Consider the following 15182-nt stretch of genomic DNA (forward strand, 5'->3'; position numbering starts at 1 on the left):
CCCTCCTTTATTCATCATCAGGATATTCGATCGTTTTGGAGCTCACCACTTTATCATCAACCGTCACCTGATAATATCCTTTTTGACCTGGTTCAATTTTAAATTTTATGGTTCGTTTGGTTGGTGCAGTGATTTTAAAGGTTTCATATAAATCAGAAATGCTATGCTCTGCATCGTCAATGGAGATTTGGACATTCATTACTTGCCCTTCCGTTTCTGGTTCATATGGGATCGAAATCTTTTCCGTCACTGTTTTGGCCGGCTTTTTCTTCGGTCCAAGTGAAAATGTGATCTTGACTGTATCACCTATTTTGACAGTAGTTCCCGCACTTGGTTCCTGCTTCATGACCTCGCCTTTTGGAACATCATCAGAATACGCTTCTTTTTCATCAAGCTTGAGTCCATTGTCCTCTAAATAATTCGATGCAGCCTGTTTACTATATGTCGTTAAATCCCGCAATGTAATATCGGCAGGTCCTATGCTGACTGTCAAAGTCACTTCCTCATCAGCTGCGACAAGCTCTGTATTTGCTGAAGGTTTCTGTTCCAAGACAAGCCCTGATTCGGTGTCATTATCATTCACTTCCTCCACGACGACCTGTTTAAACCCTTTTTTCTCTAATAATTCTTTTGCCTTCTCAACCTTTTCGCCTGTTACATCAGGTAATTCGGTCTTTTCTTTGCCTGTACTTTGATAAAGCTGAATCTCCGTTCCTTCTTTTACCTTTGTGCCGATTTTCGGATCTGTTTTGACAACAAGTCCTTTTTCAACCTTCTCATCTGCTATATCAATGGGTCCAGAAACGACGGTCAATCCGGCTTTTTTCAAGGTATCTTCTGCTTTTTCAAACGTCATACCAGATACATCGACGACCTCAACATCTTTTGGAAAGAGCAATCCAGGAAACACAGTGATGGCTAAAATTGTTGCAGCTGTCAAAACAAATAAGATCGACGCCAAAATCCGCGGCCATTTTTTTCGTTTCTTTTTCGGTTTTTGTTTCTCTTTTTTCTTCGGTTTTTGAGGCGGATGGACGGCTGCTTTTTCATTGTGTTGGTCTACTTGATGATCTTTTATAATTGGGATGGCTTTCGTTGCTTCATGATCTTCTTCAATGACAAAACGCTTTTCTTTTAGTCTCGAAGGGTCGAAGGCTGTTTTTAAGTCTTTTTGCATTTCAGACGCATCTTCATATCGATAAAATGGATCCTTGGCCATCGCCTTTAAAATGATGTTTTCCACACTTTGTGGAACAGAAGGATTCCATCTTCTCACAGATGGCGGTTCTGATTGCAAATGCTTTAGCGCCACACTGACAGCTGATTCTCCTTCAAACGGCATGCATCCTGAGATGAGTTCATAAAGCACAATGCCTAGTGAATAGATGTCTGATTTTTTCGTTGCAAGACCTCCGCGTGCTTGTTCTGGAGATAAATAGTGCACGGAGCCTAGGACAGAATTTGTATGGGTGATGGTCGTTGAGCTGAGTGCCATAGCAATCCCAAAATCAGTCACTTTGATGTTCCCCATGTTGTCTATTAATATATTGTGAGGCTTAATGTCCCGATGGACGAGCTGTTTCGCATGGGCTTCTTCCATTGCCGCAACGATTTGCTCCATGATGCGAACGGCTTCTTTTGGATGAAGCGGTCCGTTGGCGTGTATGTATTCCTTCAGCGTCATCCCCTCGACATATTCCATGACAATATAATAAATGTCATCTTCTTCCCCTACATCGTAGATACTAACAATATTTGGATGATCTAAACTTGCCGCTGATTGCGCTTCTCGCCGAAACCGTCTAATTAAATCATCATCACTTGCAAAGTCAAACCGCAAAATTTTAATCGCTACTTCGCGATCTAAAATCATATCTTCTGCCAAATAAACGTTTGCCATTCCGCCTCCGCCTATGACGCGAAGAATATGATAACGGCCGCTGATCCTTTTTCCGATCAACACTTGCTGTCACCCTCCTCTGTTTGGGAGGAGATTTCTAACAGTACTGCTGTAATGTTATCTTCACCGCCGTTGTCATTCGCTGTCTGAATTAACTCTGTTACTTTTTCATCAGGTGCAGTCGTTTGCGTTAAAATATGAACCAATATCTCTTCTTCTATTTTATTCGATAACCCATCTGAGCAAAGCAAAATTTGATCTCCTAGGTCAACTTCAAAGGTACGTGCATCGATTTGAACGTACTTGTCTGTGCCTAAGGCTTTTGTCAGTACATTTTTTCTTGGATGATACTCCGCATCTGCTTTTGAGATCTCACCCGTTTTCACAAGCTCATTGACAAGCGAGTGGTCATCCGTTAATTGGGTTAGCACTCCTTCTCTTAGTAAGTAGCAGCGGCTGTCTCCAATATGGGCAATAGTGACCGTTTGCAAATGAACAAGCGCACAAACAATGGTCGTTCCCATTCCTTGACACGCCTCATTGTTTTTCGCATGTTCATGTACTTGGTCATTAATTTCACTAATTTTTGAAATTAACCAGCTTTCTTGATCGGCTGGTTTATTTGGAATTGAAGATGTTTCCTCCCAGTGTTCTTTTAATGAAGAGACTACCATCTTGCTGGCTACATCACCAGCAAGATGACCTCCCATTCCATCTGCTACAACAGCGAGAAGTGTGTCTTCTTTTGCTTCAAAAATACCTGCATCATCTTCATTATGCTGACGGACTTTTCCTGTATCGGTTTGAAAGGCTGCCCTTATCAACATTCGTCACCTCGTCTCTTCCTGACGCTCCTTCGCTCTTAGCTGACCGCAAGCAGCATCAATATCATGTCCTTGCTCTCGTCTAATCGTTACATTTACGCCTCGTTCTTTCAGTGTTTTTTCAAATAGGAAGATTTGTTCTCTTGGTGTTCTGACATAATCTCTCTCCGGTACATAGTTCACCGGAATCAGGTTCACGTGGCATTTGATTCCTTTTAATAAGTCAGCAAGCTCTTCAGCGTGATGAACTTGATCATTTACTCCGCCAAACAGGCCATATTCAAAGCTCACACGTCTGCCTGTTTTTTGAATGTAGTATTCAATGGCTTCCATTAATTTTGGCAGCTTATACGCTTTATTGATCGGCATCAGGCGGCTTCTAATCTCTGTATTTGGTGCATGCAGTGAGACAGCAAAGTTGATTTGCATTTGCTCATCGGCAAATTGATAGATCTTTGGAATGATCCCGCTTGTAGAAACCGTAATATGACGCGCGCCAATATTTAAGCCATTGTCATGGTTAATGATTTTAAGGAATGCAAGCATTTCGTCAAAGTTATCAAACGGTTCACCAATTCCCATGATCACAACAGAGCTGACTCTTTCATCTGTTTCATCAAGTGCCTGCTGTACTTTTAATACTTGGGCAACGATCTCACCTGCTTCAAGGTTTCGTTTCAACCCGCCAAGTGTAGAAGCACAGAACGTACAGCCAATTCTACAGCCGACCTGTGTTGTGACACAAACAGAGTTGCCGTATTCATGACGCATGAGAACTGTTTCAATTGTATAGCCGTCGTGCAGTTCAAATAAAAATTTAATCGTTCCATCTTGAGATGTTTGTTTGATCACTGTTTTTAATGTGGTGATTGCAAATTGGCCCTTTAATTTTTCCCTTAAAGCCTTTGAAAGGTTAGACATTTGATCGTAGGATGTGACACGTTTCTCATAAAGCCACTCAAAAATTTGGGTTGCACGGAAAGGCTTTTCACCATGTTCTTTTAACCATTCTTTGATTTCATGAAGCTCAAATGAGTAGATCGACGGCATGTCTGTTTTCAGTTCTTTTCTTACTTTTTGTTTTTGTTCAGTCATTTTTTATCCCTTCTTTCTCATGCTGCAAATAAAGAAACCATCTGTTCCGAAATAATGAGGAAGAATTTGCACACTTCCGTTTTGAACAAACGGAGCAACCTGCTCAGGCAGCCGTTCATTAAGAGATAGATCGGGTTCGAATTCTTGGTGTTTCTGTAAAAACGCATGAATCACTTGTTGATTTTCTATTGGATCCATTGTACATGTACTGTATACAAGGATTCCCCTGGGTTTTAGAAGCGGGGCTGCTTCGTGTAGTATCGCTTGCTGAATTGTCGCAAGCCTTGCTGAGTCTTCTTTAGACTTTGTATATTTCATGTCTGGTTTTCTTCTGATGACGCCAAAACCTGAACATGGTGCATCAATTAGTATACGGTCAAACGAAGCTTCGCTATAATGTTCCGTTGCTTTCCTTGCATCAAGCGCTTTTGCCTCAATGTGAGTCAGGTTCAGCCGCTTTGCTGCTTGTTTAATGAGTTTCACTTTGTGTTCATGTAAATCAAGTGAAACAATTTTCCCCTCATCGTTCATTCGCTCTGCGATATGTGTTGATTTGCCGCCAGGCGCCGCGCAGGCGTCAAGTACCGTTTCTCCCGGTTGAGGGTCCAGCGCTCTTGCAACAAGCATTGAGCTTTCATCTTGAATGGTCACATAGCCTTTTTGAAAGGAAGGAGTTGATACAATGGATCCTTTCATAAGCTTCAGTGCATCCTCAGATAAGTCGCCAAGCTCTGTTTCAATCCCTCCATCCATCAGTTCATGCTGTAATGTCACTCGATCAGTTTTCATTCGATTCACACGAAGGGCTTGCTTTGGCGGTACTAAATGAATGCGACACATGCTTTCTGCTTCTTCAAAGCCATAAGCTTGAACCCACTCCTTTACGAGCCATAATGGGTGGCTTGTTTCAATCGAGAGTCGCTTTACCGGTTCTTTGATTGCATCAAAAGACGGAACGCCTTCTCTTTGTACAGAACGAAGAACGCCGTTGACAAGTGATGAAATGCCTTTATGCCCGCCCTTTTTCGTTAGTTCGACTGCTTCATGGATGGCTGCACGATCTGGGATTTTTTTAAGGTAGACCATTTGATAAAGGGACATACGTAATAGCTGCATGACCCACGGGGCCACCTTTTGTGGTTTTTTCACAAAGGGAGCCAGCATATAGTCAAGTGCTAGCTTATTTTGCAGTGTACCGTACACAAGCTCCGTTAACAGTGGTTTGTCCTGATCTGCCAGCTCTTGATCTTTCATGACTGACTGCAAAAGCAAATTACTGTAAGCTTGGTTTTGTTCGAGTTTGATTAAAGCGTTTAGCGCTATTTCTCTCACATTACTTTTCTTCATTCATTAACCCTAATTTCTGTCCAATTTCGATATTTGCGCCTCTTAAGAAGTTTTCCCCGCTCATTTTTTTCTTTCCAGCTGGCTGTACACTTGTTAACAAAAGACCTTGATTCCCAGTCGCAATAACTGGTCCTTGTTTTTGAAGCTCGATCACTTCTCCAGGCTCTCTTTGCACTTGAAGCGCAACTTTTTTCGCTTCCCAAATTTTCAAATTAGCACCGTTCCATTCAGTATAGGCAACTGGCCATGGATTTAAGCCGCGAACTTGGTTGTAAAGCTCTTCTCCAGGTTTTGTCCAGTCTAATCTTTCTTGCTCTCGCTTAATATTTGGTGCATAGGTTGCCGCCTCTTCATTTTGCGGGATCGGAGAGATGGATCGACTTAGAACGTTTGGAACAGTATCCTTTAGTAACGCTGCGCCTGCTATACTTAATTTATCATGCAATGTCCCCACGTTGTCTAATTCATCAATTTCTACTTCTACTTTGCTAATCATGTCACCTGCATCGAGCTTTTCAACCATGTACATGATCGTTATGCCTGTTTTCTTTTTACCTTGTAGGATCGCATAATGGATTGGCGCACCGCCTCTTAGCTCTGGCAGCAATGAGGCATGAACATTAATACAGCCAAATTCAGGCTCATCCAGTAATCTTTTTGGCAAAATTTGTCCAAATGCTGCTGTCACGATTAAATCCGGCTTTAGCACAAGCACTTTATCGATTTCTTCATCAAGACGTACCTTTTCAGGCTGTAAAACAGGAATGCCATGTTTTAGGGCTTCTACTTTCACAGGAGGCGGTGTCAGCACTCGTTTTCTGCCTTTCGGGCGATCTGGCTGTGTGACGACCCCTACGACTTCGTATCCGTCTGTAATTAGTGTTTCTAGCATAGGTACTGAGAAATCAGGGGTTCCCATAAATACAATACGTGCCATTTTCTTCACCCTTCCATTTCCGCAAGTTCTTTTTCTGTATAGGTTTGAATGATTTTCGACGTGAATAATACGCCGTCTAAATGATCAATTTCGTGCAATAATGCTCTTGCTAAAAATCCTTCTGCTTCTATTGTAAATGGTTTGCCTTTCTTATCAAAGGCTTTCACCTTCACATAACTTGGTCTTTCTACAGTGCCGTATAAGGATGGAAAGCTCAGGCAGCCTTCAATGTCTGTTTGGCTTCCTTTCACTTCAAGAATCTCGGGATTCACTAAGTCAATTCTGTCAGATTCTTCTCCTATATCTACAACTGCGATTCTTTTTGAGATGCCAATTTGCGGAGCTGCAAGTCCCACTCCATCTAGCTCAAGCATTGTATCGTACATATCATCTAGCAGTTTTTTGAGCTTTTTATCATAAGTATCGACAAGCGCTGTCTTTTGTTCAAGCACTTCTGCAGGATGTATGACTATTGGTTTTACTGCCACTGAAAGCCCTCCGTTTTACATCATCATATATGGATTCATATCTATTGAAATCATCAACTGTTTTTGTTCCATTTCTTTTTGATAATGATCTTGTATTTTCCGTAATAAACTTGCCAGTTCATTTTCCCTTTTGTATTTTATCACGCATTGATATCGATATCTATCTTTGATCTTAGCGATTGGAGATGCAGCCGGTCCAAGGATTCTTGTGTTCGGTGCACAGTTGATTTTCAGGAACTGAACAATGCTATCAGCGACATGTGCTGCCTTCTTCGCTTCTTCATGTGATACAGTTACCATTGCCAAAAAGTAAAATGGCGGATAGGACTGCTGACGACGATGCAGCATCTCCTGCTCATAAAAGGCTTCATAGTCATGGTGCTTTGTTAATTCAATGCTATAGTGCGAAGGCGTATACGATTGAATAATAACTGAGCCCACTTTTTCATGACGTCCCGCCCTTCCGCTGACTTGCGTGAGAAGCTGAAATGTTTTTTCACTTGCACGAAAATCAGGGATATGAAGGGACGTATCCGCACTCAGTACACCGACAAGTGTGACATCTGGAAAATCTAGGCCTTTTGCAATCATCTGCGTCCCTAGCAAAATATCCGCTTCTTTGTTGCCAAAAGAGGTTAAAAGCTTTTCATGCGCGCCTTTTCGAGAGGTTGTATCCACATCCATTCGGATCACCCTCGCTTCAGGCAATACCTTTGTGAGCTCTTCTTCAACACGCTGCGTGCCTGTACCAAAATAGCGAATATGTTCACTATGGCATTCTGGACATTCAACGGGTACAGGGGCTTCATGACCGCAATAATGACACTTTAGTCGTTTTTGATAGCGGTGATAGGTGAGAGAAATCTCGCAATGAGGACATTGCTCCACATATCCGCAATCACGGCACATCACAAAGGATGAATAACCTCTTTTATTCAAAAATAAGACAGCTTGTTCTTTCCTTTCAAGAACCTCTTTTAATCGGTTCATTAATTCTTCTGAAAACATGGACCGGTTGCCATTCCTTAATTCTTCTCTCATATCAATTAACGACACGTGCGGCAATTGCTGCTGGTTTACGCGGTGCTTTAGTGTTAGCAATGTATACACACCTTTTTTGGCACGCACATATGACTCAAGCGATGGTGTTGCACTTCCTAATACTACTGGACATTGATGCCGTCTTGCTCGTTCAATCGCCACATCCTTGGCATGGTAACGAGGCATTTCTTCTTGTTTATAGGAAGATTCATGCTCTTCATCTATGATAATCATTCCTAGATTTTCAAACGGCGCAAAAATAGCTGATCTTGCCCCTACGACAAGCTTGACTTCCTTGCGGTGAATTTTCCGCCATTCATCATATTTTTCCCCTGTCGATAATCCGCTATGAAGTACAGCCACATTTGAGCCAAATCGTTCTTTAAACCGCTGGACCATTTGAGGGGTTAAGGAGATTTCAGGAACTAATACGATCGCTTCTTTTCCTTTTTGAAGGACATGATCAATGGTTTGTAAATAAATCTCCGTTTTCCCGCTACCTGTCACCCCGTGAAGCAGAAAGGTTTTGTGCTTATGATCACTCACTGCTTGATGAATGTGTTTCGCCGCTTCTGCTTGCTCTGTAGTGAGATCGAGTGATTCAGATTGTGTAAACTCTCGGTCTTTATAAGGATCTCGATAGATCTCTTCATAGCTTTCTGTAAACAGACCTTCTTTAATAAAGGTTTTTAGCGTTTGAGAACTCACCCCTGTTTGCTGCTGTAAGTCTTTTGCTAAAAAGGTGGTCTCCTTCGAATGAAGTAAAAAGGACAGCAATTCTTTTTGTTTCACCGCATTTTTCTTTAGCTGCTGTTGCTTTTCTTCAAGCCTTTCTTTTGATAATGCGACCTGAAGCGTACGAACCTTTTTCTTTCCAGATTTTTGAGAGACATGATATCTCATTTCTAGATGGCCTTTTTGGACATGCTTTTGAACCTGTTTTAGTTGTTCAGGCGGGATGTCAGCGTAAAGAATACTTTCTTGCTGACCGAAAAGCTCTTTCAATGACTGCGGAAGTTCTTCATCTGCTAACATCTGAATTTCTTTTTCATATTTGGCCTTCATTGCTGCTGGCAGCATTGATTGAAGAGCCGTATTATGATAGGACAATGTTTTTTCCGTCAGCCAGTGGGAAAGCTCCAATAGCTCATCTGTCAGAACAGGAGATAAATCAAATAAATCCACAATGTCCTTGATGTTTCCTGTTTTTACGTCTGTTACATCTTTGACTTTTGTCACAAACCCTTGAATCTTTCTCGGACCAAAAGGAACGACGACCCTCATTCCTGCCTTAACGAGGTCTTTGAACCGATCTGGCACACGATAATCAAATGGCCGATCAACGGCTTTTGTCGTGACATCCACTATGACTTCAGTAATCATGCTCGATCACGCTCTTCTGGCAACAGCTGCTTTGCCTCCTTTAATATCTCAAAAGCGAGGTCTTTTTTGCTCATCATCGGCAGTTCTCTTTTTGTTCCGTCTGCTTTGATGATTGCAGCTACATTTGTATCCGTGCCAAAGCCTGCACCCTCTGCTGTTACATTGTTCGCGACAATCATATCTAAATGCTTGGATTGGATTTTCTTTTTTGCGTAATATTCTACGTCCTGCGTTTCAGCTGCAAAACCGACAAGCACTTGATGCTCTTTTCTTTCCCCTAGCTCTTTTAAAATATCTTTTGTCCGCATGAATTCAATCTCCAGTGCGCCATCCTGTTTTTTTATTTTGTGAGAATAATTCGTTACAGGGGTGTAATCGGCAACTGCTGCTGATTTAATCACAATGTCTGCTTCCTCGTACACATCTATTGCAGCCTGATACATGTCCTCAGCCGATTCAACGCGCACCACGTCTACATGGTCAGGAGCAGTCAAAGAAACAGGTCCTGAAATAAGCGTCACATCAGCTCCTATTTGCTGGGCAGCTTCTGCAATGGCATAGCCCATTTTGCCGGTAGATCGATTTGTAAAGAAACGGACAGGATCGATCACCTCTCGAGTAGGACCTGCTGTCACCACGACTTTTTTCCCTGAAAACGGCAAGCTTTTTGGCTCTTCGAAAAACGCACGAATATGCTCAACGATCTTCTCAGGCTCCTCTAATCTCCCTTTTCCAATGTATCCACAGGCTAAATAGCCTTCACTGGGCTCAATAAACCGGTATCCATCTTCATATAATGTGCGAATGTTCCGCTTCACAGCTGGGTGATCATACATATGCACATTCATCGCCGGTGCGATCCATACAGGTGCTGTTGAAGCAAGCAAGGTGGTTGTCAGCATATCATCTGCGAGTCCTGCAGCCATTTTTCCAATCGTATGTGCTGTTGCAGGGGCAACGAGAATGAGATCGGCCCAGTCAGCGACATCAATATGTGCAATGACTTTTGGATTGTTCTCTTTAAACGTATCGACATAGACCTCATTCCGAGATAGGGCTTGAAAGGTGAGCGGAGACACAAACTCACGGGCAGACTCCGTCATAATCACTCTTACATTTGCGCCTGCCTGTATGAGTTTACTAGTTAGTGCTGCTGTTTTATATACGGCAATTCCTCCACTGACGCCGAGCAAAATATTTTTTGACTGTAACATTTGTTTGTCCCCCTTAACGTCCTCTTTCACAAATTCGGTTACAATTCAAAAAAGTCAAAACCAATCGTAGTTTTGACTTTTTTGAACGTACCCTATCTGCGTTGCAGAAGCGATGGATTATTCTTGATCTTCTTTTTCAAATGTCAAAAGACCAGCGTCGATTTCTTCAAGTGCTTTCCCTACACATTTGTAAGACTTTGTATTTTCGATTTGTTGATCTTGAAGGATTTGCATTTCACGTGCCCGACGTGCAGACACTGTCACAAGCGTATATTTTGAATCAAGTTTGTTCATCAAAGAGTCAATTGAAGGATCTAACATGGTTTATTCTACCCCCAGCATTTTTTTATATCTTGGTGCGACTCTGTCTCTTCGCAAGTGCTCTGCAAGGACGATCGCTTTGATTCTTTCACAAGCAAGCTCGACATCATCGTTTTCAACGACATAGTCGTAAGCATCCATCATTTCAATCTCTTCTTTCGCAGCTGCCATTCGGTTTCGAATGAGGTCCTCAGACTCTGTACCACGTGTAATGATGCGGTTTTGAAGCTCTGAAAGACTAGGCGGTGCAAGGAAGATAAAAAGTCCTTCTGGGAATGCCTCTCTTACTTGAAGTGCACCCTGCACTTCGATCTCAAGGAAAACATCTTTTCCTTCGCTTAGTGTCTGTTCAACATAGTCAACAGGCGTACCGTAGTAATTCTCTACATATTCTGCCCATTCTAACAGCTTTTTGTTTTTAATCATATCTTCAAATTCTTCCCTGGTTTTAAAAAAATAATCGACACCATTTCTTTCACCTTCACGCGGTTTGCGCGTCGTCACAGAAATAGAGTATTCAAATTTCGTATCTTCTTGGGAGAAAATGGCTTGTCTGACCGTTCCTTTTCCAACTCCCGAAGGTCCAGAGAGAACGATTAAAAGTCCTCTTTCTTTCATAATGGCGTATTACCCCTGCCCTTCATCTATGATTTCTTCTTTTACAGAAAGTCTTTGCGCAACAGTCTCAGGCTGAACGGCAGATAAAATGACATGGTCACTGTCCATAATGACAACAGCACGGGTTCTTCTTCCGTATGTAGCATCTATGAGCATGCCTCGATCTCTTGCGTCTTGTATCATTCGTTTAATCGGTGCTGATTCTGGACTGACGATCGAAATCATCCGGTTCGCTGAAATGATGTTTCCAAATCCGATATTGATCAACTTTATGGTCATCTTCTTTCGTCCCCCTGTAATATAAACGTCTCTAGTCTCCCCGAAAGAGACGCACTGTAAACAGCATACACAATGACTATTCTATATTTTGCACTTGTTCTTTTATTTTTTCAATAGCACTTTTCATTTCAACCACCAGCTTTGTTAAATGGTGATGGTTCGCTTTTGATCCAATGGTGTTCACTTCACGGTTGAGCTCCTGTACAAGAAAGTCAAGTTTCCGGCCGACAGCGCCGCCTTGCGTCAGGATTTGCTGAAATTGCTGGAAATGACTTTTTAATCTCGTGATCTCTTCCGTAATGTCACATCGATCAGCAAAAATGGCAGCCTCTGTGACTAGCCGGTTTTCTTCAAGCGCCTCTCCGATCCATTCTTGCAATCTTTGATTCAATCGCTCTTTGTACTGACTCACAACCTCTGGTGCAAATTCTTTTATTTCTTCTGTATAGGCCTCTAGTTCAGATAGTCTGAGCTCACAATCTTTTTGAAGAGATGTCCCCTCTTGCTCCCTCATGAAGCAAAGCTCCTCGACAGCAGTTTCACAGGCTTCTATCAGCAAATGCTCCAGCTGCTCATTTCGGCTGACCGACTCTTCTACCTGAACGGCATGTTCCAGCTCAAGTAAGTCATGTGCATGCTTGATGCCAGAAATGTGATAGCGGTCCGCGAGGTCCTTTGCGGCTTTCATGTATTCATCAAGAAGCGACCAGTCAATCTGAAGAGACCGGCTTGCTAGTTTACCGCCTTCAATCGTAACAAACAGCTCAATTCTACCACGCTGAACGTGACGAAGAATGATTTTTTTCAATGTATCTTCTAAATATAAAAGCGGCCTCGGCAAACGGGCATGAACCTCTTTAAAACGGTGATTGACCGATTTTAGCTCGACTGACACTGTCAGTTCTTCATCGGTTTTACTCGCTTGGCCGAATCCCGTCATACTGCGTATCATGTCAAAACACCCAATTCTTTCATAAGAATAAAATGAAAAAGGTAATAGAAGACACTATTACCTCAAAATTATACCATAACGAATTATTTTTTTCTTGTCAAAAGTGATCCTGCCAGTAAAAAAGTTGGCAGTGCGGACATACCGATAATCAGCAGCCAATCAAATGGTGCAATTGCCACCGTTTTGAAAATTGGCTGAAGAGGCGGATAATAAATAACCACAAACATCAGAAGAAGAGATGACAAAACAGCTCCGATTAAGTATATATTCCCAAATGGATTACGTTCAAAAATAGATCGTTCACTGCGGCAGTCAAATACATGAATGAGCTGCGCCAACACAAGCGTGCTAAATGCGACAGTCTGTGCATATTGCAGTTCGTTTGGATCGCGGTAATATACAAACATAAATGCTAATAGGGTGGCTAGCCCGATGAGGAAGCCCCTTGATATGACCTTCCAGCCAAGCCCCCTCGCAAAAATTCCCTCTTTCATGTTCCGCGGCTTTCTCTTCATCACATCGCCTTCTGGCTTATCCATTCCAAGTGCCATAGCTGGTAGACCGTCTGTCACAAGGTTTACCCATAGAATTTGAATGGGAACGAGAGGAAGCGGAAGCGCAAGGAGCATCGCAAACAGCATAACCAAAATTTCTCCAACATTTGAGGCAAGCAAATAGCGGACAAATTTGCGAATGTTTTCGTAAATATTCCGTCCCTCTTTAATGGCGGATTTAATGGTCGCAAAATTGTCATCAAGTAAAATGAGGGAGGAAGCTTCTTTGGCTACGTCTGTTCCGGTGATGCCCATTGATATTCCGATATCTGCCTGTTTAATCGCGGGCGCATCATTGACTCCATCACCTGTCATCGCCACAATATGGCCATTTTTTTGGTAGGCCTTCACAATTCTCAGCTTATGCTCTGGAGATACCCGGGCAAAGACGTATACATTTTCAGCCATTTGCTCAAGCTTTTTGTCACTAAGCTGATCCAACGCTTTCCCGTCAAGCACCTTTCCTTGCTTTGGTAAAAGGCTCAAGTCCTTTGCAATGGCTTTGGCTGTTTCTACGTGATCTCCTGTAATCATAACGGTTTTAATTCCAGCATCCCGGCATTCTTTGATGGCTCGCCTAACTTCAGGACGAGGTGGATCGATCATGCCCTCTAACCCGATAAACGTTAAATCCATTTCAGCCTGCTGAACAGATGTGATTTTTTCTTTCAGACCAACTTTTTTATACGCAATGGCTATGGTTCTCAGTGCTTGCCTTGCTAAGCCTTGAATGGCGGCTTCTGTTTCTTGTCGATGGGTTTGAGTGAAAGAGGCTGTGCGTCCTCCGTGCATGATATGACTTGAACGGTTCATCAGCACATCTGGCGCACCTTTTGCAATAACATACCGCTCTTTCTCATTGGTTTCTATGACGACTGACATCATTTTTCTTTCTGAGTCAAAAGGAAACTCCTCTACTACGTGAAACCCTGCTTCTATAAATTGCTCAGTAAACCCCGCTTTACGCGCTGCGGTTAGAAGTGCCCCTTCTGTTGGATCTCCATCAAGCCTCATCTCCCCATCTTTTTCAACGATGGTCGATGTATTACAAAGCGCTCCATATAATAAAACCTTTTGTAGGCTTGGGTGTTTGTCAACATGGACAAGTTCTCCATTTAAGGTGAAATCACCAGACGGCTCATAGCCTGTGCCAGAAATATTCCACGTTTTCCCCTCTGCCCACACATGTGTCACTGTCATTTTATTTTGCGTCATTGTTCCTGTTTTGTCAGAGCAAATGATAGAGGCGCAGCCGAGTGTTTCCACTGCAGGGAGCTTTCTGACAATTGATTTTTGTTTAATCATCCGCTGCACACCTAATGAAAGTGCGACGGTTACAATAGCCGGCAGTCCTTCTGGAATGGCAGCAACAGCGAGAGAGACACCCGCTAAGAACATATGATACAAATCATGTCCTTGCACCACGCCAAGAACAACAACGAGCACAGTTAAAAATAAAGCAGCAACAATCAGGATTTTCCCTAGCTGTTCGAGACGTCTTTGCAGCGGTGTTTCCATATTACCTGCGGTATCCAGCATACCCGCTATTTGTCCCATGGCTGTATTCATTCCTGTACCGATGACAATACCCACACCGCTTCCTCTAGTGACAAGCGTTCCCATAAAGGCCATGTTCGTCAAATCTCCAAGCGATACATGGACTCGTGAAAGTGGACTTGCATGTTTGACCGCTGGGATGGACTCTCCAGTGAGGGCTGATTCTTCGATCTCTAAACTCTTTGTTTCTAGTAATCTGATATCTGCCCCAATCCGGTCCCCGCTTGAAAACTTCACAATATCCCCTGGTACGAGGTGTTTCGACGGGATTTTGACCCACTCATTGTTTCTCCTTGCATACACATGCGGAGTTGATAATTCCTTTAGCGCTTGTAGGGATTTTTCCGCCCGGCGCTCCTGGTAAAAGCCGAGTACACCATTAATGAGAACAATCGCTATAATCGCCACAGCATCAATGTATTCACCTAAAAAAGCAGAAATGATCGTTGCCGCAAGCAAGATTAACACCATAAAGTCTTTAAATTGTGCTAAAAAGAGGATCAAAGCCGACGCCTTTTTCCCTTCCTGCAATTCATTTGGCCCGTGCTTTTCAAGCCGCTTTTGTACATCTTTTTCTGACAGTCCGTCACCTATCGATGTATTCATTGTTTTTAATAAATCGGTTTGGTTCAGTTCATGCCAATTCATTTGACCTCGCCCACTCCTCTTTTG

At 42.7% G+C, this 15182-nt stretch carries 13 protein-coding genes; all 13 read right to left on the bottom strand.

Features of this window, described 5'->3' with window-relative positions; genetic code table 11:
- Positions 1 to 7 precede the first annotated feature (7 nt).
- The 13 genes from pknB to LC033_RS03580 all read right to left on the bottom strand — a co-directional run bounded on the left by pknB (position 8) and on the right by LC033_RS03580 (position 15158).
- On the bottom strand, positions 8 to 1963 hold the full coding sequence (gene pknB / locus LC033_RS03520) for a Stk1 family PASTA domain-containing Ser/Thr kinase (RefSeq protein WP_226566886.1): 1956 nt from the start codon (positions 1961 to 1963) through the stop codon (positions 8 to 10).
- Complete coding sequence (locus tag LC033_RS03525) at positions 1957 to 2727, bottom strand: Stp1/IreP family PP2C-type Ser/Thr phosphatase (RefSeq protein ID WP_264188623.1); 771 nt, start codon at positions 2725 to 2727, stop codon at positions 1957 to 1959. The genes pknB and LC033_RS03525 overlap by 7 nt, the downstream gene beginning before the upstream one ends.
- Positions 2728 to 2730: 3 nt before the next feature.
- Positions 2731 to 3819 (bottom strand): dual-specificity RNA methyltransferase RlmN, encoded by a 1089-nt coding sequence (gene rlmN, locus LC033_RS03530; RefSeq protein WP_226566887.1) that lies wholly within the window; start codon positions 3817 to 3819, stop codon positions 2731 to 2733.
- Between the two features lie 3 nt (positions 3820 to 3822).
- Positions 3823 to 5166 (bottom strand): 16S rRNA (cytosine(967)-C(5))-methyltransferase RsmB, encoded by a 1344-nt coding sequence (gene rsmB, locus LC033_RS03535; protein ID WP_226566888.1) that lies wholly within the window; start codon positions 5164 to 5166, stop codon positions 3823 to 3825.
- Positions 5153 to 6103 (bottom strand): methionyl-tRNA formyltransferase, encoded by a 951-nt coding sequence (gene fmt, locus LC033_RS03540; RefSeq protein ID WP_226566889.1) that lies wholly within the window; start codon positions 6101 to 6103, stop codon positions 5153 to 5155. The genes rsmB and fmt overlap by 14 nt, the downstream gene beginning before the upstream one ends.
- 5 nt (positions 6104 to 6108) lie before the next feature.
- Positions 6109 to 6591, bottom strand: coding sequence for a peptide deformylase (gene def / locus LC033_RS03545; RefSeq protein ID WP_226566890.1), 483 nt, complete (start codon positions 6589 to 6591; stop codon positions 6109 to 6111).
- 15 nt (positions 6592 to 6606) lie between these two features.
- Positions 6607 to 9015: a primosomal protein N' gene (priA, locus tag LC033_RS03550; RefSeq protein ID WP_226566891.1), complete on the bottom strand. Its 2409-nt coding sequence runs from the start codon at positions 9013 to 9015 to the stop codon at positions 6607 to 6609.
- On the bottom strand, positions 9012 to 10229 hold the full coding sequence (coaBC, locus tag LC033_RS03555; RefSeq protein ID WP_226566892.1) for a bifunctional phosphopantothenoylcysteine decarboxylase/phosphopantothenate--cysteine ligase CoaBC: 1218 nt from the start codon (positions 10227 to 10229) through the stop codon (positions 9012 to 9014). The genes priA and coaBC overlap by 4 nt, the downstream gene beginning before the upstream one ends.
- 117 nt (positions 10230 to 10346) lie before the next feature.
- Positions 10347 to 10550, bottom strand: coding sequence for a DNA-directed RNA polymerase subunit omega (rpoZ, locus tag LC033_RS03560; protein WP_226566893.1), 204 nt, complete (start codon positions 10548 to 10550; stop codon positions 10347 to 10349).
- Between the two features lie 3 nt (positions 10551 to 10553).
- Complete coding sequence (gene gmk, locus LC033_RS03565; protein WP_226566894.1) at positions 10554 to 11168, bottom strand: guanylate kinase; 615 nt, start codon at positions 11166 to 11168, stop codon at positions 10554 to 10556.
- 9 nt (positions 11169 to 11177) lie between these two features.
- Positions 11178 to 11447 (bottom strand): extracellular matrix/biofilm regulator RemA, encoded by a 270-nt coding sequence (gene remA / locus LC033_RS03570; protein ID WP_008344898.1) that lies wholly within the window; start codon positions 11445 to 11447, stop codon positions 11178 to 11180.
- Between the two features lie 76 nt (positions 11448 to 11523).
- Positions 11524 to 12399 carry a YicC/YloC family endoribonuclease gene (locus LC033_RS03575; protein ID WP_226566895.1) on the bottom strand — a complete coding sequence of 292 codons (876 nt, stop codon included), beginning with the start codon at positions 12397 to 12399 and terminating at the stop codon, positions 11524 to 11526.
- An 83-nt stretch (positions 12400 to 12482) separates the two neighbouring features.
- Positions 12483 to 15158, bottom strand: coding sequence for a calcium-translocating P-type ATPase, SERCA-type (locus LC033_RS03580; RefSeq protein WP_226566896.1), 2676 nt, complete (start codon positions 15156 to 15158; stop codon positions 12483 to 12485).
- Between the last annotated feature and the right edge of the window lie 24 nt (positions 15159 to 15182).

This window comes from Bacillus stratosphericus (genome assembly GCF_020524495.1).
In the GTDB taxonomy this organism is placed as follows: Bacteria; Bacillota; Bacilli; order Bacillales; family Bacillaceae; genus Bacillus; species Bacillus stratosphericus_B.

What these genes read in the sequence shown, in the direction of transcription:
- rpoZ (WP_226566893.1), bottom strand. Translation starts at nt 10,550, where the DNA reads ATGTTAGATCCTTCAATTGACTCTTTGATGAACAAACTTGATTCAAAA.
- LC033_RS03580 (WP_226566896.1), bottom strand. Translation starts at nt 15,158, where the DNA reads ATGAATTGGCATGAACTGAACCAAACCGATTTATTAAAAACAATGAAT.
- LC033_RS03525 (WP_264188623.1), bottom strand. Translation starts at nt 2,727, where the DNA reads ATGTTGATAAGGGCAGCCTTTCAAACCGATACAGGAAAAGTCCGTCAG.
- coaBC (WP_226566892.1), bottom strand. Translation starts at nt 10,229, where the DNA reads ATGTTACAGTCAAAAAATATTTTGCTCGGCGTCAGTGGAGGAATTGCC.
- rsmB (WP_226566888.1), bottom strand. Translation starts at nt 5,166, where the DNA reads ATGAAGAAAAGTAATGTGAGAGAAATAGCGCTAAACGCTTTAATCAAA.
- fmt (WP_226566889.1), bottom strand. Translation starts at nt 6,103, where the DNA reads ATGGCACGTATTGTATTTATGGGAACCCCTGATTTCTCAGTACCTATG.
- remA (WP_008344898.1), bottom strand. Translation starts at nt 11,447, where the DNA reads ATGACCATAAAGTTGATCAATATCGGATTTGGAAACATCATTTCAGCG.
- LC033_RS03575 (WP_226566895.1), bottom strand. Translation starts at nt 12,399, where the DNA reads ATGATACGCAGTATGACGGGATTCGGCCAAGCGAGTAAAACCGATGAA.
- gmk (WP_226566894.1), bottom strand. Translation starts at nt 11,168, where the DNA reads ATGAAAGAAAGAGGACTTTTAATCGTTCTCTCTGGACCTTCGGGAGTT.
- priA (WP_226566891.1), bottom strand. Translation starts at nt 9,015, where the DNA reads ATGATTACTGAAGTCATAGTGGATGTCACGACAAAAGCCGTTGATCGG.
- rlmN (WP_226566887.1), bottom strand. Translation starts at nt 3,819, where the DNA reads ATGACTGAACAAAAACAAAAAGTAAGAAAAGAACTGAAAACAGACATG.